12 protein-coding genes are annotated in these 19,845 nt (G+C 33.9%); 7 read left to right on the top strand and 5 right to left on the bottom strand.

The features are described from left to right. Window positions 1-167 precede the first annotated feature (167 nt). Together OLM54_RS15665 and OLM54_RS15660 are read left to right on the top strand one after the other, a co-directional pair. Entirely contained in the window at window positions 168-1,112 is a 945-nt protein-coding gene (locus OLM54_RS15665; protein WP_264535510.1) for an OmpA family protein, read from the top strand. A gap of 213 nt (window positions 1,113-1,325) precedes the next feature. Continuing rightward, window positions 1,326-2,363: an aldo/keto reductase gene (locus OLM54_RS15660; RefSeq protein WP_264535509.1), complete on the top strand. Its 1,038-nt coding sequence runs from the start codon at window positions 1,326-1,328 to the stop codon at window positions 2,361-2,363. Between the two features lie 139 nt (window positions 2,364-2,502). Here the strand turns inward: OLM54_RS15660 and OLM54_RS15655 are convergent, their stop codons facing one another. The 5 genes from OLM54_RS15655 to panC form a co-directional block, all read right to left on the bottom strand. After that, window positions 2,503-4,467 (bottom strand): transglycosylase domain-containing protein, encoded by a 1,965-nt coding sequence (locus OLM54_RS15655; protein WP_264535508.1) that lies wholly within the window; start codon window positions 4,465-4,467, stop codon window positions 2,503-2,505. Window positions 4,468-4,486: 19 nt separating this feature from the next. Beyond that, window positions 4,487-5,848, bottom strand: coding sequence for a DNA repair protein RadA (gene radA / locus OLM54_RS15650; RefSeq protein WP_264535507.1), 1,362 nt, complete (start codon window positions 5,846-5,848; stop codon window positions 4,487-4,489). Next, window positions 5,848-6,999 (bottom strand): alpha/beta hydrolase, encoded by a 1,152-nt coding sequence (locus tag OLM54_RS15645; RefSeq protein ID WP_264535506.1) that lies wholly within the window; start codon window positions 6,997-6,999, stop codon window positions 5,848-5,850. The genes radA and OLM54_RS15645 overlap by 1 nt, the downstream gene beginning before the upstream one ends. Before the next feature lie 200 nt (window positions 7,000-7,199). Beyond that, entirely contained in the window at window positions 7,200-7,550 is a 351-nt protein-coding gene (panD, locus tag OLM54_RS15640) for an aspartate 1-decarboxylase (protein WP_026727479.1), read from the bottom strand. Between the two features lie 14 nt (window positions 7,551-7,564). Then, window positions 7,565-8,443, bottom strand: a complete 879-nt coding sequence (panC, locus tag OLM54_RS15635; RefSeq protein ID WP_264535505.1) for a pantoate--beta-alanine ligase — start codon at window positions 8,441-8,443, stop codon at window positions 7,565-7,567. Between the two features lie 78 nt (window positions 8,444-8,521). Between panC and OLM54_RS15630 the strand changes: the two genes are divergently transcribed. The 5 genes from OLM54_RS15630 to OLM54_RS15610 all read left to right on the top strand — a co-directional run bounded on the left by OLM54_RS15630 (window position 8,522) and on the right by OLM54_RS15610 (window position 19,845). Then, window positions 8,522-9,328 carry a glycogen/starch synthase gene (locus OLM54_RS15630; RefSeq protein ID WP_264535504.1) on the top strand — a complete coding sequence of 269 codons (807 nt, stop codon included), beginning with the start codon at window positions 8,522-8,524 and terminating at the stop codon, window positions 9,326-9,328. 21 nt (window positions 9,329-9,349) lie between these two features. Beyond that, window positions 9,350-10,984 (top strand): DUF4270 domain-containing protein, encoded by a 1,635-nt coding sequence (locus OLM54_RS15625; RefSeq protein WP_264535503.1) that lies wholly within the window; start codon window positions 9,350-9,352, stop codon window positions 10,982-10,984. A 9-nt stretch (window positions 10,985-10,993) separates the two neighbouring features. Continuing rightward, window positions 10,994-12,844 (top strand): glutamine--fructose-6-phosphate transaminase (isomerizing), encoded by a 1,851-nt coding sequence (gene glmS, locus OLM54_RS15620; RefSeq protein ID WP_264535502.1) that lies wholly within the window; start codon window positions 10,994-10,996, stop codon window positions 12,842-12,844. 237 nt (window positions 12,845-13,081) lie between these two features. Beyond that, a complete protein-coding gene (locus OLM54_RS15615; RefSeq protein WP_264535501.1) occupies window positions 13,082-13,528 on the top strand; it encodes a T9SS type A sorting domain-containing protein in 447 nt (148 codons plus the stop codon). A gap of 5 nt (window positions 13,529-13,533) precedes the next feature. Beyond that, window positions 13,534-19,845, top strand: a complete 6,312-nt coding sequence (locus tag OLM54_RS15610) for an FG-GAP-like repeat-containing protein (RefSeq protein WP_264535500.1) — start codon at window positions 13,534-13,536, stop codon at window positions 19,843-19,845.

The following is a 19,845-nucleotide window of genomic DNA, read 5'->3' as shown; positions in this document are numbered from 1 at the left end:
TACGCATATAGTTGGAAAATCAGGAGCTATTTCCTGCTGTCCGCTATTATCTTTTTCTTGCTGAAAAAGCAAGAAAAAGGATGCCGCTCCCATCAGGGCTAGGGCATTCCGTAGAATAAGAAATTTTGAATTATTAATAAGCCCCAAATAAAAACCAAAAGAATAAGATGATTAAAAAAACTTCCATTGGATTACTGGTATTAGCCTTGTCCATGACTTCGTGTGTTTCTAAGAAAATTTACAACGATCTTGAATCAAAGTATTCAGATCTAAAAAAAGAAAATCGTTCTATTGCAGATCAAAATGCTGATTTGCAAAAAGCCAAAAATGAATTGGAATTAGATCGAGACAAATTAACAAAAGATCTTGCAAGCACAAAAGACGATCTTGCAAAACAAAAAGCTGATTTAGCTGCAGCGCAAAATAAATTCAAGGTTTTGCAGGATTCATACAACGCACTTGAAAAAAACAGCAATGATGCTCTTGAAAGCAATATGGCTAAAAACCGTGAATTGCTGGCACAGTTAGAAGCAAAATCTAAAAAACTTGCCGAAGAACAAGCACGTTTAGATAAAACGGCAAGCCGCTTAAATGAACTTGAAGCTATGATTGCTGCTAAAGAAGCTGCAATGAAAAAGCTAAAAGAAACGTTGTCTAAAGCCTTAAATGGTTTTGAAGGTAAAGGCTTGACCGTTGAACAGAAAAACGGAAAAGTATATGTTTCGATGGAAAACAAATTACTTTTTAACTCAGGAAGCTGGGCTGTTGGAACTGAAGGTAGAAAAGCAGTTGTAGAATTAGGAAAAGTGTTGGGAGACAATCCTGATCTTTCGGTTCTTATTGAAGGACATACAGATGATGATCCGTATGCAGGTTCAGGACCAATTGCAAACAACTGGGATTTATCTACAAAAAGAGCAACGGCAATTGTAAATATTTTAAGTGAAAACACTAAAATCAATAAACAAAAATTGACAGCTGCAGGACGTAGTGAATTTTCTCCGCTTGCAAGCAATGCAACTCCGGAAGGAAAAGCTAAAAATCGTAGAATCGAAATCATCTTAACTCCAAGATTAGATGAAATCGCTGAAATGCTTAATAGTATAAACTAAGTTTCTAAGCTGCTAAGTCTCTAAGAGACTAAGTTTTTAAGATACAAAGGGCTCAGAGTTTTTAACTTTGGGCTTTTTTTGTGTACAAACTAAAAAAACTTTGTACTCTGTTCTTTATACAACTTTGTAGCTTTTTTAACTTTTGTGTTATTTTACATTGCTTATTCCCTTTGTATCTTTGAGCCTCTGCAACTTTTAACCTTAAAAGAAAAAATGAAATACACTACTTTACCAAACACTGATATAAAAGTTAGTAAAATATGTCTGGGAACAATGACTTTCGGACAACAAAATACTGAAGCAGAGGGACACGCCCAAATGGATTATGCGCTTGGACGCGGAATTAATTTTTTTGATACTGCCGAAATGTATTCCGTTCCTGCAAGTGAAGCAACTTACGGAAGCACGGAAAAAATCATTGGAACATGGTTTAAGAAATCAGGAAATCGCGAGAAAGTAATTTTGGCTTCAAAAATTGCCGGACCAAATGTGAATTTTGGCTATATGCGCGAAAAACTGGATTTTTCTCCTGCAAGTATTAAATATGCTTTAGAAAATAGCTTAAAACGCCTTCAAACTGATTATATCGATTTGTATCAAATGCATTGGCCGGAACGACAAACTAATTACTTTGGACAACGCGGTTACAAAGATTTTGACGATCAATGGGAAGATAATTTTAGAGAAGTCCTGGAAACTTTTGACGGGTTAATCAAAGAAGGAAAAATCAAACATATTGGGGTTTCAAACGAAAATGCGTGGGGAATGATGCGTTTTCTGGAAGAAAGCAAATATCAGAATCTGCCAAGAATTAAAACAGTTCAAAATCCATATAATTTATTAAATCGACTTTTTGAAGTGGGTTCTGCCGAAGTCTCAAAATATGAAAATGTAGGTTTGCTGGGTTATTCGCCTTTAGCGTTTGGTGTTTTAACCGGTAAGTTTTTAACCGGAGAAGCACATCCAAATGCAAGAATTAATCTTTTTCCGCAATATACACGTTACGCTAGTGAACAATGTACGCAAGCAACAAAATTGTATCAGGAAATTGCTAAAAAACATGGCTTAACGTTAACAGAACTGGCAATGGGTTTTGTATTGCAACAGCCATTTTTAACAAGTGCCATTATTGGTGCAACAACAATGGAGCAATTAAAAGAAAACATCGACACAATTGATGTGTTTTTATCAAAAGAAATTTTAACTGAGATTGCAGCAGTTCAGGCGATAATTCCTGATCCTGCGCCGTAATTAAAGGTTTTTATAGTTGTTCGTTCTCCTGCAAGGTTTTCAAAACCTTGTAGGTTTTGCAGAGGCAGAAAAAATAATACCTACAAGGTTTTGAAAACCTTGCAGGAGTAGACATTGTAGATTCTGGAATAATCTGTGTTTACAAATCAAATTCATTCTCACCAGATAATGAATCAACGGGAACAGCAGTTGAATCCGGAGCTTTAATTCTGATCAAAGAGCGCGCATTTCCTGAAATATAAACAGGTAATTGCCCAATAGTATCTTCAGGAATTAACAAACCGCGGCGAAACATTAAACTTCGCAAGAATTTTTGATTTTTAACGGCGTAATCTTTCAGGTTTCCTTCATCATTAAATTGATACATGAATTTTCTCGGCTTTGGAATAATTGTTGCCAAAAACAAACATTCATCAACATTTAAAACCGAAGGACTTTTTTGAAAATAGAAATGACTTGCTTCGCCAATTCCGTACACATTTGGTCCCCATTCTATAATGTTGAAATACACTTCCAGCATTCTTTCTTTGCTCACAACGCGATTATTTTCTAAGATATAAACCAATAAAATTTCCTCAAGCTTACGCGAAAGTGTTTTTTCCCGTGTCAAAAAGACGTTTTTAATCAATTGCATACTGATCGTACTGGCGCCGCGTGAGAATTTTTTGGTTCTGATGTTTTTCAGAATAGATTGTTTGAAAGCTTCATTTATAAAGCCGCGGTGCTGAAAGAAAGAAGGATCTTCGGTTGTTAGAACACATTTTCGCAAATATGGTGAAATTTGATCTAAAGGCGTATAATTCGGGTTCGCATTTCCAACCAAAACCGGACGCTGCAATACATTCTGAATAATCGCGCGATACACAAATTCTCCGTTGAGTTTATTCAAATCGGCTTCGCCATATTTTGTGATTTTCAAATCTTGTTTATTCAGTTTACTATCAAAAACTAAAGTATTTGGTTTGTTTTTATTGAATTTGAAATCCAGTTTATAGTCAAAATCTCCGGTTGCTTTCATTCCCTGAAAATGCGTAAACAATCCGTCCGGCAATGAAACAATAAAATCCTGCGCTTTCATTTTCGGAATATCAACTTTTAGCGTATAAACCGTATCTTTTTCGGTGTTATAAGAAATATAAGGTTTTACTTTTATCTTATTCAATTGCATCGTCGAAGTGCTGTCGATCGAAATAAAATCATCTCCCAATAAAAAGCGATAATCAAAACGGGCATTTTTAATAACGACATCTTTACTGGCAATTTTTGGGTGATTAATTTTTAAATTGGCAATAGAAGTATAACCGTCAATATGCAATTCGCTTCCGTCTTTATCAATATTTGCAACGTTAAGGCGAATAGAATCAAAGCTTGCTTTAAAATTATAGCGTTCATCAAGATAGGGAACGCGAATAGCTCCGGTATCTAAATTAAACAATCGAATGTCGGCTTTTTTATTTCTTGGGTCGGCAAAACCTTTTATATTCCATCTTTGATCAAAATCTTTGCTTTGAACGTGAAGATTGGTTTCGAGCTGTTTGTTGTCTAAAACGAGTTTATTTATCGCAATCGAAGCTTTTTTGCCATTATCATCAATTTTAAAATTCAGATTTTCCAATTTCATATCAGTTGGAACTAAATTTAAAAGTTTTGAAATAATTCTATAAACAAAAGTGGCGTATTTACGTTTCTCGTTTTTATCAGAATCTGATTTATCTTTTTTAAGGAAAGCATCAAAATTGCGGACTTTTCCTTTTTTTACCAGTTGAATATAACCATTATTAATTTTTAAGGTTCCAACCTGAACATCTCCAATCAACAAATTCGATAAACTAATACTGGTTTCTATTTTTTGAATGTGACAAAGTGTATCGGCATTTTTTGGGACCAAAATTACATCGGTAAGTTTAATTCCTGATAAACCTTCAAATGAAGCTGATTTTACAGAAAATGTGCTGTTGTATTCCATATTCATTTTCAGGGTTACCTTGGCAATTGCTTGTTTTAAAAGCGAATCGCGAAAAAAGTATAAACCTAAAAAAAGCACTCCTAATACCAAAAGAAGTATTAAAAGTGCTTTATATATTTTTTGTTTTGGAAATTTCATAAAGTGGGTTTATAAAAAATTAACCAAAAAGAAAACTGGCTACATCTTCAATTTTAGCCACGAGTTCTATTTTGATTCCTGTGTTTTTTAAAGCAATTTTATTGTATTTGGAAACAAAGATAGTATTGAAACCTAGTTTTTCGGCTTCCTGAATGCGTTGGTCTACACGATTTACGGGACGAATTTCTCCTGATAAACCAACTTCGCCGGCAAAGCAGAAACCTTTCGTTATCGGAATATCTTCATTTGATGATAAAATAGCCGCTACAACCGCTAAGTCAATTGCGGGATCATCAACAGAAATTCCTCCGGTAACATTTAAGAAAACGTCTTTTGCGCCTAAACGAAATCCGGCTCTTTTTTCTAAAACAGCCAGAATCATATTTAGCCTTTTGGCGTTGTAACCAGTGGTACTGCGTTGTGGGGTTCCATAAACTGCTGTACTTACCAAAGATTGTATTTCGATCATTAACGGGCGCATGCCTTCCATAGTTGTGGCAATCGCAGTTCCCGACATTTCTTCGTCTTTGTGCGAAATCAATATTTCTGACGGATTAGAAACTTCTCGCAAACCGCTTCCCAGCATTTCATAAATTCCCAGCTCGGCAGTAGAACCAAAACGGTTTTTTAGCGAACGCAAAATTCGGTAAACGTGATTTCTGTCGCCTTCAAACTGCAAAACGGTATCAACCATGTGTTCCAGAATTTTTGGTCCGGCAATGTTTCCGTCTTTCGTAATATGTCCAATTAAAATAACCGGAATATTGGTTTCTTTGGCAAACTTGATTAATTCGGCTGTTGTTTCTCTAATTTGAGAAATACTTCCGGCAGTAGATTCGATATAATCAGTGTGTAAGGTCTGGATTGAATCAATAATGACAATTTCGGGCTGGATCGCTTCAATTTGTTTGAATATATTTTGCGTTTTGGTTTCGGTCAAAATATAACAATTGTCGCTGTTTGGCGTGATTCTTTCGGCACGCATTTTTATTTGTTTCTGGCTTTCTTCTCCGGAAACGTATAATGTTTTATAAGGCAATTTTAATGAAATTTGCAGCAAAAGCGTACTTTTTCCAATTCCCGGTTCACCGCCTAAAAGCGTTAATGACCCTGGAACCAAGCCTCCGCCAAGAACGCGGTTCAATTCACCATCAGTTGTATTCATTCGAATTTCCTGAGCCGAATCGATTTCATTAATTTTTAAAGGGCGTGGCGCTTTACTGGTTGAAGTTGGTTCACTTTTCCATGCCACTTTTTCCTGCTTCTGAATAATTTCTTCGGCAATAGTATTCCATTCTTTGCAGGCGTTGCATTGCCCTTGCCATTTGGCATATTGAGTTCCGCAATTTTGGCAAAAAAAGGAAGTTTTGACTTTAGACATTATTTTGTTTTTTTAGCAAGCGTATTCATTTCGTCGATTTTCTCGTACATCACATCTTTGTTCAAATCACCAATTGGCTCCATTTGCGAAGCATTTTGATATTTTTTTGAAGCTCTTTTAGGATCTCCCATTTTTTCGTACATCAATCCCAATTCATATTCTCCAAGCATGGCTTTTGGGTAATTTACATTTCCAATTTCGGCCATTTTACCTAATTCATCGTAAGCATTCTTTTTTAGGATAAGGTTTTCGATAATTTTAAAATCACTCATTCTTACCGGAATCTGAACTCCTAAAACTTTAGACATGGTGTTGTATTTATTTTCTAAATAATCTGCATAACCCGTTTCAAGAACAGCAATTTTATCATTGTATTCTGCTGAATTAATAGGTTTGTAAATTTCAAAAATTTGATATAAAGCACTTGGTATTGCGTGCAAAACCTGAGTGTAATGCGTTGTTCCTTTAAATAAATCGTATTTGTAGTTGACCAAAGGATTATTGGCAATTTTAATATTGCTGTCTAATTTTTCTATTGGTTCTTTGATTTTTTTGTTATCACCGTCAGCTGCAGATAAATAATAAAAGACAGGTTCTGTTATTTTAGCAAACTTTTCCGGAATTCGAACTTCCATTTTAGGAGCCAATTCAGGACTAAAACAAATATAAGCGTTAAATAATGGTTGTTCCTTATATAAATAAAAGTTGATAAAACTTGCTGTTACATCATGACCTGCAATGATTCTGAAAGGTGAAGTACGGTATTTTTTTTCGATATACGGAACTAATTCTGCACCAATAAACTCAAAAAATTCAGCTCCTTTTTCAAAAGGAAGTCCGGTATTTTGATCAATAGTAGTATCGTCTTCTCGTTCATCGTCTTTATTTTGGTGAACGCCAATAATAATCATTTCCGGTAAATCGCCCCAATATGAGCCGTAACTTACAGCTCCCGAAAAAGGATCAAATAAATAATCGCCGTCTAATAAGTATAAAACCGGGTATTTTTTTTCCGGATTAGCTTCGTAAGATGCAGGAAGACCAATCGTAATTCTGCGCTCTTCTCCAAGTTTTTCAGATTTAATGTTGTCGAATTTCTGAGCAAAAGCAGAGACAGAAATTAAAGCAAATAGTAAGTAAACTTTTTTCATGATTTGGGATATTTCAGTGAATTAAAAAGTATTGAAATAGTGTAGCAATATAACAATTTATTTGCTTTTTTATTATTGTAGGATTTTTAAAAATGAGAATGTAAGTTCTGCCTTAAAATCAATATTGAATTTAAGCCAATAGAATATTGTTTGTACAAAAATAAATTTGACAAACTAAAGCGATAAGTGTAAAAGGAAGATTATGTTAGCGAATTATCGTTTTCATTTGGAAAAATGATCCATGGTTTGAAGGTTTTTGCTTCTTCAAATTCCAGGGTTGCATATGAAATGATAATAATAATATCGTCTTTTTGAACTTTTCTGGCTGCAGGACCATTCAGTGTAATTTCGCCTGAATTTTTTTCTCCTTTAATAGCATAAGTTTCAAAACGTTCTCCATTATTGATATTTACAATAGATACTTTTTCGCCTTCAATTATGTTTGAAGCCTCTAGTAAAGTTTCATCAATAGTAATACTGCCAATATAATTTAAATCGGCGCCGGTTACTTTTACGCGATGAATTTTAGATTTTATAACTTGAATTTGCATGTTGCAAAGGTAAATTAATTTAATGAAATGGTATCAATCAACCTAATAGAATTAACAAATACTACTATAAATGCGCGGTAATTTTTGTCTTTACTTTTGTGATCGATAGGTAATAATGTGGATTCGTCAGCAATAACAAAATATTCTAGGTCAAACATTGTATTGTCTTTGAAAGAATTTTCGACGAATTCAATTGTTTCTTGCGGACTTTTCGTTTTGAATATTTCTTTTGCTTCGGTTAAAGTTTTATAAATAATCGCCGCTTCTTTTCGTTCTTCGGGGGTTAAACGCTCATTTCGGGAGCTCATCGCAAGTTGATTTTCTTCTCTAAAAATAGGACAGCCAACCACATTTACAGGTAAATGATTTTTTTCGACCAATTTTTTAACGATCTGTAATTGCTGAAAATCTTTTTCGCCAAAGTAAGCGTTTGTTGGCGTAACGATTTCAAATAGCCTTTTTACGATGGTGCCAACGCCATTAAAATGTCCGGGTCTGAATTTTCCTTCCATTTGATTTTCCAAACCGTCAAAATCAAATTCCTGCGAAACCATATTTCCTTCGTAAATATCTTCGACTGATGGTGCATACAAAATCATTTTGTCACTCAAACCGCGCATTTTTTTCACATCTTCTTCTAAAGTTCTTGGGTATTTCTCCAAATCTTCAGGATTGTTGAATTGCGTTGGATTTACGAAAATACTTACCACGGTATCGTCGTTTTCTTTAAGGGATCTTTGCATCAAAGCCAGATGCCCTTGGTGTAAAGCGCCCATTGTTGGTACAAACCCGATGGTCGAATTTGCCGTTTTGATAGTTTTTAAATAGGCTATCAAAGCTACTTTACCGTAGAAAATATGCATGTTGGTATTATTAAAATTTAGTGCAAACATAATATATTAGTTATAAACTGCATAAAATTTTGTAATTTTGCAACGTTTTTATTACCAAAAATTAAGTAAAATACTATTATGAAAGATAAGAGGATATTATATGTATCATCTGAAGTCGTGCCTTATTTGGCTGAAAATGAGGTTTCTTTAATGTCTTATGACGTTCCGAAAATGATTAATGATCAAGGAGGTCAGATAAGAATTTTCATGCCAAGATATGGAAATATCAACGAAAGAAGACACCAGTTGCATGAAGTTATCAGACTTTCAGGAATGAATTTGGTAGTGAATGACTTAGATATGCCACTGATTATTAAGGTAGCTTCAATTCCAAAGGAAAGAATTCAGGTTTATTTTATTGATAATGATGAATATTTCAAACGTAAAGCAACTTTTGCCGATGAAGAAGGAGCTTTGTATCCTGACAATGACGAAAGAGCGATATTTTTTGCAAAAGGAGTTGTTGAAACCGTAAAAAAACTTAATTGGGTTCCGGATATCATTCACGTTCATGGATGGCTGGCTGCAATGCTGCCAATTTACATGAAACATTATTATAAAAATGAAGCTTTGTTTTCTGAAACAAAAATTGTTACCTCTGTTTATGGGCAATCTTTTGACGAAAATTTAGATTTAGAAATGATAAACAAGGTTAAATTTGATGGCGTTCCGCATGAAGCAATTGCTGATTTGGAAGTTCCAAATTACGAGAACGTTTTAAAAGCTAGTATATTACATTCTGATGCCGTTATTATTGCATCTGAAAACGTATCACCAAGTTTAACAAAATTTATAGAATCTTCAGGAAAACCTTTTTTACCTTTCGCCACGAAAGATGCATTCGCAGAGGCGTATACAAATTTCTATAAAACGATGGGTCTTTAAATATTAACTTTATTATTAAACATGTATAATACTTCTTTCTTTAAGAAAATTCTATTAATAGCAACTGTAGTTCTTTTATATTCTTGTGACAAAGATTTTAACGCCATTGGAGACAATTTAATTGGAGATGATCATTTTGGTCTTGAAGCTGAACATTATGATGTTTTGGCTTACAATCAGGAAGTAACACCAATTCAGTCTAATGCTTTAGGCTTAAATGCATTGGGTATTTACGATAATCCGGTTTTAGGAACAACAACAGCCAATTTTACAACACAGGTTGCACTTGCGGCTTATGCTCCGTCTATTGGAGAATCGCCTGTAATTCAAAATGTAGTGCTTAGTGTGCCTTATCTTAGTCATGTAACGGCTGTTAATACGGATGGAAGCAGTACTTACGCATTAGATTCTATTTATGGTGCACCGGAAGGAAAACTTAAATTGAGTGTGTATGAATCAGGAGTTCAAATGCGAGCTTCTTATTTTGAAGGAGGTAACCAATTTGCACAATTGTATTATACAGATCAGAATAATGATTTTAATACATATAAAAAAATTGATGCTACAACAAATAAGCCTTTAAATGATAGTACAGATGTATTGCAGAATGAGCAGTTCTTTTTTGATGCTAAGGAAATTGTAACCAAGACAAAAAATGATAAGGGAGAAGATGTAACTACAAGAACAGCACCACAAATGCGTTTGAGTTTAAATAGAGCCTTTTTTCAGAAAAAAATCCTGGATGCTGCAGCTAAGTCAAAACTTGCTTCTGCAGATGTTTTTCAGGAATACTTTAGAGGATTATATTTTCAGGTAGAAAAATCAGGTGCCAATCCAGGTAATATGGCTTTAATGGATTTTTCAAAAGGAACAATCACCATTAAATATAAAGCTAAAACGGATGTTACAACTGATGGAGAAACTATGGAAGACAGATCTATAGTGATTAATTTAACAGGCAGCACAGCCAGTTTACTTAATGATGTAAAAGAAAGTACTTATGCAAATGCAATAAATCCTGCTAATATAAACACAGTCAATGGTGACGAAAGACTCTTTCTAAAAGGAGGTCAGGGATCACTTGCTGTTTTAGAACTTAATGGTCTTGCTGCAAAATTAGATGAAATCAGAACTAATAAATGGCTTGTTAACGAAGCAAATTTGATTTTTTATATTGATACTTTACAAATGGCTAAAACTGCCGATGCTAGTGCTGACATAAAAAAAATGGCAAAAGAGCCAAAGAGAGTTTATTTATATGATCTGGATAATAATGTACCAATTGTAGATTATGCCGCAGATGGAAGTACGAGTGTAACAACTGATTCACGAATGTCAAAAGTTATTTATAGCGGTATAATCAATGTAAATTCCAGTACTAAAAGAGGATCATATTATAAAATTAGGTTGACCAATCATATTCGTAATATTATTAAGGATGCGACTGCAAAAAATGTAAGGTTAGGTTTGGTTGCTATTGATGATATAAGTGTTACAGCCTCAAGTAAGTTGAAATTAAAAAACAGCGTTATTTCAGATGCGCCAAAAGCGACAGTGATAACTCCGGTGGGAACGATATTGTATGGAGGTACAGGTTCGACTGCTCCAACGGGTAAAAAACTACAGCTTGAAATTTACTACACGAAACCAAATTAATAAATATATATGTGTGGAATTGTTGGATATATAGGTCATAGAGAGGCTTATCCTATTGTTATAAAAGGACTCAAGCGACTCGAATACAGAGGGTACGACAGTGCCGGTGTTATGTTATATGATGCCGAATCTGGTGTGAAAGTTTGTAAAACAAAAGGTAAAGTTTCTGACCTTGAAGCAAAAGCAAAAGATACTTTTAATACAAACGGGAGTATAGGAATTGGGCATACGCGTTGGGCAACTCACGGGGTTCCAAATGATGTAAACTCACATCCGCATCTTTCAAATTCCGGTGAATTAGTGATTATTCACAACGGAATTATTGAGAATTATGCACCGCTTAAAGAAGAATTAATAAAAAGAGGTTATACTTTTAAATCGGATACTGATACGGAAGTTTTAGTAAATCTTATTGAAGAAGTTCAAAAGAATGAAAATATAAAACTGGGTAAAGCCGTACAAATTGCTTTAAACCAGGTTGTAGGTGCGTATGCGATTGCGGTTTTTGACAAGAAAAATCCAAACGAAATCGTGGCTGCAAGATTAGGAAGTCCATTAGCAATTGGGGTTGGAGAAGGAGAGTTCTTTATTGCCTCTGATGCTTCGCCTTTTATCGAATATACTTCAAATGCAATTTACCTTGAAGATGGTGAAATGGCAAACATCAGATTGCACAAACCTCTTAAAGTTAGAAAAATAAAAGATGACTCTTTAGTCGATCCTTATATTCAGGAACTTCAAATGAATTTGGAGCAAATTGAAAAAGGCGGCTACGATCATTTCATGTTAAAAGAAATATACGAACAGCCAAGCGTTATTAAAGACACTTACAGAGGAAGACTTCATGCCAATGAAGGAATTGTTCAAATGGCAGGTGTTGAAGATAATCTGGAAAAATTTTTAAATGCAAAACGAATCCTGATTGTTGCCTGTGGTACTTCATGGCACGCCGGATTGGTTGCTGAATATATTTTTGAAGAGTTCACGCGTATTCCTGTTGAAGTTGAATATGCTTCTGAATTTAGATACAGAAACCCAATTATCAATAAAGATGATATTGTTATCGCTATTTCTCAATCGGGAGAAACTGCAGATACAATGGCAGCTATTAAATTAGCCAAAGAAAATGGTGCTTTTGTATTTGGTGTTTGTAATGTTGTCGGTTCTTCTATTTCAAGAGAAAGTCATGCAGGTGCTTACACGCACGCAGGACCTGAAATTGGGGTTGCTTCTACAAAAGCATTTACAACTCAAATTACGGTTTTAACCATGATTGCTTTGCGATTAGGTAAAGCTAAAGGAACATTATCAAACAGTGATTTTCATGCGTATCTTCAAGAATTAGAAATAATTCCTGAAAAAGTAGCCGAGGCTTTAGAAACAAACGACAGAGCAAAAGAAATTGCAGCAGCTTTTAAAGATGCTCCAAACTGTTTGTACTTAGGGCGTGGATATAACTTTCCGGTTGCGCTGGAAGGAGCCTTAAAACTGAAAGAGATCTCATATATTCATGCAGAAGGGTATCCGGCTGCAGAAATGAAACACGGACCAATTGCGCTTATAGATGAGCATATGCCGGTTATTGTAATTGCACCAAAACAAGGTCATTATGATAAAATTGTAAGTAACATTCAGGAAATTAAATCAAGAAGCGGTAAAATTATTGCCGTAGTTACAAAAGGCGATACACAAGTGCGTGAATTGGCTGATTATGTAATCGAGATTCCTGAAACTTCAGATGCTTTATCACCGCTTATTACTACAATTCCGTTGCAATTACTTTCTTATTACATTGCTGTAATGAGAGGTTGTAATGTCGATCAGCCACGTAACCTGGCAAAATCAGTTACTGTAGAATAAAGTTTATAAAATATAGAATGTTAAAAAGCGAGACTTAGGTCTCGCTTTTTTTATGCCTTTTTTTAAATGTTAAAATATAATAGTAAATGTATTCGGCAAAAGAGAAGCGATTATCAATTATTGATATACATGTTAATTGTTTGGCTTTTATGCTGCTCAAAAGTTATTTAACAGTAATTGTTTTACTTTGCGCAATATTTGAAAGATTTTTGTAGGAAATATTTTAATATATGCCTTATGAAAATTATACTGTCCTTTTTTATATTATTATTTTATTCAACTATTCAGGCACAGCCTAAACTAACTTTTAGTTACGATGCTGCCGGAAACCAAATCAACCGAATTCTTTGTATTAACTGTGTTTCAAAAACAGTCAAAGAAGTAAAAGAAATCGAGGCTATTACTCAAGATGATTTATTACAGTTTTCAGAAAAAGATTTTATCTCCTATTATCCCAATCCGGTACGCGAAGAGCTGTATTTGCAATGGCAGTTAGTCAATGATAATTATGTCACAGCAATACACTTGTATTCGATAACTGGACAGGTTTTAAGAACGTATCAGCAGAACATTCAGGACAATAACCTTACTATACCTTTTCAGGCTTATCCTGCGGGAGTTTATATTGTTTTGATGTCATACAAAGATGGAGGAGAAAAATCGATTAAAATCATTAAACAATAAACGCCATGAAAAAACAGTACTTTACCCTTATACTTTTAGTTTTTGGTTTTTTGGTTTCTGCACAAACTACAGAAGGCGACATTGTCAATGAAACAACCGCAATAAAAAAAATTTCCGGTGATGCCCCAATTATTACTAAAACAGATAAAACGCTATTATCTGCAGTAATGTCTGCAACAACTGCGCTAACAGGCAATTCTGCAGAAGTGGGGATTACAGAAGGCGAATTATCAATTTCGTTAAATGGAAATGCCAGCTACACCATTCCTATTACAATTCCAAAAGGGATAAATAATGTTGAGCCTCAAATAAGTGTAGTTTATAATAGTCAAAATGGACTTAACGGGACAGCTGCGCGTGGCTGGGATATTTCAGGAGTATCATCGATAACCAGAATTCCATCTACTAAATTTCATGATGGAGTGATAGATCCGGTAGATTTTAATGCATTAGACAGGTTTGCACTAGACGGGCAAAGACTAATAGTAAAAACAGGAACAACAGGTGTTTATGGAGCAAATAATACAGTTTATGAAACTGAATATTTTTCAAATATTAAAGTTACTTCTTACGGAGTTTCTCATTTTGGCTCCAATTATGGTCCGGCATACTTTTATGTAGAATACCCGGATGGATCTAAGGCATTCTATGGTAGTTCGATAAATTCAAGCTCAATTATGGAATGGTCTGTTCTGTATTTTGAAAATGCTCAGGGACTTAGAATCAATTATTTATATACATTGTTAAACAATACTTTATATATTGATAGTATTAAATACGGGTCTGTAAATAGTTATACGGCGCCTAATGAAATAAAATTTAGTTATGAAGAGAGAATTTTTCCTGAAAACGGTTACGTTGCAGGACAAAATATTATAAGAAGTAAAAGATTAAAAGAAATAAAAGTCATTACAAGTGGAATTGGCTATAGAAATTATAGTTTGTCTTATATGGAAAGTGATCGTATCAATAAGATAACAGAAACAAGTGGTGACGGAACAAAAAGTTATAACCCCACTGTTTTTGATTATGGGATGACACCTGAGGCAATAAAATATCAAAATATAGTAACTTCACTAGATCTTGGAAATATAGAATCATTAAATGTGGGCGCTGTTTCCGGAGATTTTGATAGTGATGGCAAAATGGATTGTTTGGTTTATCCAACAATTGGTGCTGATGCTAAAACTAAATATTGGTTATATGCAGGAATTGAGTCAGGAAACTATGTTAATTTCGGACGAGAACATAATGTAGGTGCTTTTGATGATATTTTTACGGCAACCTTTTTAAGTTCTGATAATAAAATTTTACCACAAGGCTGGGTTATTGCAAAAAAAACAAATACTCAATTTACCTTTACGATATATGGCATGATATATACACTTGGAAGTAATAATATACAGAAACATTATGAAAGAGTTGTTAATATTCCCAAAACCCTTTTTCTAAAAAACATTATTGCGGGTGATTTTAACGGAGATGGCTTAACAGATGTTTTGGCCGTTGATTCTTTCTCTACCATTATAGATTATCCTGCTGGCAAACAAGTTTATTTTATTGATTTAAAAAGAGACAAAACCACGGATTTTTCAACTTTTGCAGGTGAACTACAGACAGTATTGAGCAAAACATCCAAAGTAGAAGTGGCGGATTTTAATGGCGACGGAAAATCTGACCTATTTGTCTACGACGCTGGCATTTTGACTATTTATTCGCTAAACAGAGATAACAAACTTATCGTTTTGTATAAGAGTGCTTTTGATCATACTTTAATTGCACCGAGTGAATATCCTTATTTAACAACTAATATGCCAATTCTAATTGGCGATTATAACGGAGACGGAAAATCTGATTTCATGATACCAAAAGCATACGGATCATCACAATGGTATAAGTATACTTCGACAGGAACTACCATGATAAAAGAAGAGAAAACCTATACGGCGATTTTTAGCCGTAATGACTCTTATAACACTTATAATTATATTGCCACAGACTTTAATAATGATGGTAAAACAGACTTAATAAAAGTTTGGAATGAGGTTAAAAATAATAATGGCAATATTATTATTTCGTGTTATGAAAGTATAAATGGTGATTTCGTTAATCCTGAACATAGAGCTGCTACGGGACCAAAACCTGAAATTAATATTTATGCACTTCCAGTATTTTTGCCTCAGTCACTCAATAATTCAAATAGTATATTAAATAAAATCAATTCAACACTTGATATTGCCTTTTTTAATCAAAATAAAATTCATTTTTTTAACTCTGGAGGTGATTATAAAAAGAGTAATTTATTAACCAATATTACAACGGGCAATGGTGTACAAGAAGCAATTACGTATATTCCGTTAGATTCACAATTTGCCAATACCTATCAAAATACGACTATTTATAAATCAAGTAAAGGGATTGCAAGTTATCCTGATTTTGATATTCTTACAGATCCTAATTTATATGTAGTTTCTAAATTAGAAAAACAAAGTAAAGACGATTACAAAAAAAGATTATTTGCTTATTATGGCGCTGTATCAAATACAGAAGGTCTTGGTTTTATGGGTTTTAGATCTGTAACCCAAACAGACTGGTATAATGATACTACAGCTACGTTTTCGAATATTACAAAAAATGATATTAATTTAAGAGGTGCCGCAATTGAAAATTATTTTATCCGCGGCTTTAGAGAACCTTTAGTATCAAGTCTTGACAGTAAAACACCAAGTTCAATTATTAAAGGTGGAATTACAGACTATATAGTAAGTGGTACAGACAATTTGCTGGCTACAGAAAGTATTACATTAAAACCTGATACCTGGATTAAACCAGGCAGTACGTTTTCGGCAAAAATAAACGAAGGAGCCAATAATTCGCCTAATACACCAGTAGATTTTATAACAAAATCTATTTCGACTTATGAAAGTAATCTTTTGTCGAATAAGGTTTTTAAATTAAAAAATACGATTAATAAACAATTTAATACCCTTACCAATACCAATAGTGAAGCATATATAGAATATGATGCCTATAATAATCCTTTAACAACTACTGCTATTTTAAAAGAAGGTTTTTCAACCGTTCAAACAACAGTTGAAAATACGGAGTACTATAATAATATTGCAACATCGCCTTATGTTATTGGAAGACCGGAGCGTAATACACAAAGTGTTTCTGTTTCGGGAGATATCATGAGGTCTAAACAAATTTATTATTATGATCATGTTACCGGACTTGTAAACCAATTTATGCGACAAGGACATAATACCAACTTTATTATAGAACTTAATAATTATGATAACTTTGGAAATCTTGTAAACAAATCAATTCTGGCTCCTGGCGTAGCAATTAGAAAAAGCAGTTATGAATATGATCCTTCCGGCAGATTTTTAACAAAAGTTACTGATCATGAAAATCTGTCTACATCATTTGTTTATAATGTGAATGGAACTTTAAAATCGCAAACAAATCCTTATAATCTCACTACATCATTTACCTATGATTCGTGGTTTAAAAAGCGAACAATAACAGATGAAAAATTAAATAAAACAATAACTCATGTATATACCAGAAATGCCGAAAAAGCAATCGTTAGCACAACAACTGATGCATTAGACGGAAGCGCAACCGAAGAAACATTTGACGATCTTGGAAGAAAAATAAAGTCCGGACAAAAAGATTTAAACGGAAAATATGCATACGTATCCTTTATGTATGATGTTTTTGACCGAAACTATAAAACGAGCGAACCTTATTTTGATGCAGGTCCGTCGCAATGGAATGAAACTAAATTTGATATTTACAGTCGACCAGATGAAATAATATTATTTAATACAAGAACAACAAAAGCGTTATATAATGGTTTAACATCGACTATTGTTGATGGTCAGAAAATAAAAAGCGTCACAAAAAATGCGATTGGCAATATTATATCTTCCAACGAAAATACTGGCGGAACAATTAAGTATAATTATTTTGCCAATGGAAATCTAAAACAAACCGATTATAATGGTGTAAAAATAGATATTGAACAAGATGGCTGGGGACGAAAAACAAAAATTACAGATCCGTCTGCCGGAGTTTTTACCTATAAAAATAATGATCTGGGAGAACTTGAAACAGAAACCAGCAAAAATGGTGAAGTCGTAACCACAATTACTCGTGACAAAGGCGGTAAACCAATCAAAAAAACAGTAACAGGCTCTGGGACAGATACAGAAACGATTTATGAGTATGATGCAACAACGCAGCTGCTTAATAAAACTACTTTTAATGATAAAAAAGAACCTGTAGGAAACAATCAAATTGTTACGACCTATACGTATGATGATATTTTTAAAAGAGTACTGAAAATAGTAGAAGATAAAACAGGTGTGTCTAAGTTTACTACTATATGGAGTTATGACGGATTAGGAAGAATTGATACAGAAACCAAAGAGGCAGAATTAGGATCAAGAAAGATTGGCATGACCACACAAAGACGATATAAAAATGGTAATTTGTATCAAATTCTTGAAAATAACACTAAAAAAGTATTGTGGCAAATTAATGACGTAAATGCAAAAGGTCAGCTAAAAGAAAGTATTTTGGGTAACGGTATAAAAACCACCAATGAATATGATAGTAATGGCTATGTATCAAAAATACAAGTTGACAAAACAACAGGACAGACAGGGAATGTTTTAACATTAAATACTAAATTCGATTTTAAAACAGATAATTTAGAGAACCGTACAAACAGTGCGTTTAATAATTATACCGAAAGTTTTAAGTATGATGAACTCGACCGACTTACCGAATTTACAAACAAAGACGGCATTAAGGAAATACAAAATTATGAAGCATCAGGAAAAATAAAAGACAATAACTTAGGTACTTATAATTACAGTAAAGAAAAACCGTATCAAAATACGGCTATTACACTTACGCCGGAAGCGTACGGATATTATGTTGATAGAGAAGGCGCTTTTAAGGACGGTACAACAGAAAGAAAATTAGACATTACGTATAATGCTTTTAAAAGCCCGCTGCAAATTACAGAATCGACTATAGACAAAATAAGTTTTAGCTATAACGACAACAACCAGCGTAGTACCATGTATTACGGAAGTATGGAAGACGAAGTGTTAAGACCTTTACGCAAGCACTATTCTGCCGATGGCACGATGGAGATCAAGCAGAATATAAAAACCGGCAGTACAGAATTTGTCGTTTTTGTAGGTGGCGACGGTTACACCGCTCCTATAGTAGCCATGAATGACGGAACATATACAACTCCAAATATTTCATATTTACACCGTGACTATCAGGGAACAATTCTCGCTATAACAGATGCGAGTGCAGTTGTTATGGAAAAACGATTGTTTGATGCCTGGGGTGCTTTAATAAAAGTAGAAGATAAAGCAGGTAATATCTTAAAAGGCTTAACCTTTTTAGACAGAGGGTATACAGGTCATGAACACCTGCAAAGTGTAGGTTTAATTAATATGAATGCCAGACTTTATGACCCCGTATTGCACAGATTTTTGCAGATAGATAATTTTATACAAGACCCTACCAATACACAAAACTACAACCAGTATGGTTATGTATTAAACAACCCGCTGTTGTATACAGACCCAAGTGGAAATGCTTATAATGATGGTAAAGATTGTAAAGGTTGTGGTCCTACAGAGGGCCAGCAAATTGGTGCTGGAGGTTTAATAGGTACTGTTGTTAACAATTGGGATGACTGGGGAATTAAAGATTGGGCAAATAAAAATATTAATTTAAAAAAGATTGACCAATGGAGAAAAGACAAAATTAGTCTTAATAATATATTTGGGCGTCATAAAAATTCTGGACCACCACCTAATATGAGTAAATATGCGAATTTGAATAATGCCAGTTTTACAGGAGCCAAATTAGGTTCTTCAATTAGTAAAGTATATAATTCAAATAAACAAGTATTTAGAAGCCATTTTGATGCAGCAGAAATTAGTGGTGGTACAGCAGAAATTATTGGACTTTTAGGTGCTCCATTTACTGAAGGTGCCTCTTTAGAATTTTCAGCTTATGGAGCGAAAATGTCAGCATATGGTACAGTAGGTAATTCTGTAATGGATATCTTTGATGGTGAATTTTCAACAGCAGCTAATAGATGGACTCAATTTGTTATTTCTGCAGGAATGGGTAAAGCTATTGAGAGTGGAATACCACAATCAACATTAAGAAATATGCTGTCTTCTTTTAAAATATACGTTGAAACATATGTTGCTCCTGTTTTTGAAGAAAGTTGGAATAAATTCAATGTGTCGTCTAATAAGTTAAAATTATAA

Source organism: Flavobacterium sp. N1736 (assembly GCF_025947065.1).
Classification (GTDB): Bacteria; Bacteroidota; Bacteroidia; order Flavobacteriales; family Flavobacteriaceae; genus Flavobacterium.
This window is presented reverse-complemented; position numbering and strand designations above follow the sequence as displayed.

Excerpts from the sequence above, each read along its gene's own strand:
- OLM54_RS15665 (WP_264535510.1), top strand. The coding sequence starts at position 168 with ATGATTAAAAAAACTTCCATTGGATTACTGGTATTAGCCTTGTCCATG.
- OLM54_RS15660 (WP_264535509.1), top strand. The coding sequence starts at position 1,326 with ATGAAATACACTACTTTACCAAACACTGATATAAAAGTTAGTAAAATA.
- OLM54_RS15655 (WP_264535508.1), bottom strand. The coding sequence starts at position 4,467 with ATGAAATTTCCAAAACAAAAAATATATAAAGCACTTTTAATACTTCTT.
- radA (WP_264535507.1), bottom strand. The coding sequence starts at position 5,848 with ATGTCTAAAGTCAAAACTTCCTTTTTTTGCCAAAATTGCGGAACTCAA.
- OLM54_RS15645 (WP_264535506.1), bottom strand. The coding sequence starts at position 6,999 with ATGAAAAAAGTTTACTTACTATTTGCTTTAATTTCTGTCTCTGCTTTT.
- panD (WP_026727479.1), bottom strand. The coding sequence starts at position 7,550 with ATGCAAATTCAAGTTATAAAATCTAAAATTCATCGCGTAAAAGTAACC.
- panC (WP_264535505.1), bottom strand. The coding sequence starts at position 8,443 with ATGTTTGCACTAAATTTTAATAATACCAACATGCATATTTTCTACGGT.
- OLM54_RS15630 (WP_264535504.1), top strand. The coding sequence starts at position 8,522 with ATGAAAGATAAGAGGATATTATATGTATCATCTGAAGTCGTGCCTTAT.
- OLM54_RS15625 (WP_264535503.1), top strand. The coding sequence starts at position 9,350 with ATGTATAATACTTCTTTCTTTAAGAAAATTCTATTAATAGCAACTGTA.
- glmS (WP_264535502.1), top strand. The coding sequence starts at position 10,994 with ATGTGTGGAATTGTTGGATATATAGGTCATAGAGAGGCTTATCCTATT.
- OLM54_RS15615 (WP_264535501.1), top strand. The coding sequence starts at position 13,082 with ATGAAAATTATACTGTCCTTTTTTATATTATTATTTTATTCAACTATT.
- OLM54_RS15610 (WP_264535500.1), top strand. The coding sequence starts at position 13,534 with ATGAAAAAACAGTACTTTACCCTTATACTTTTAGTTTTTGGTTTTTTG.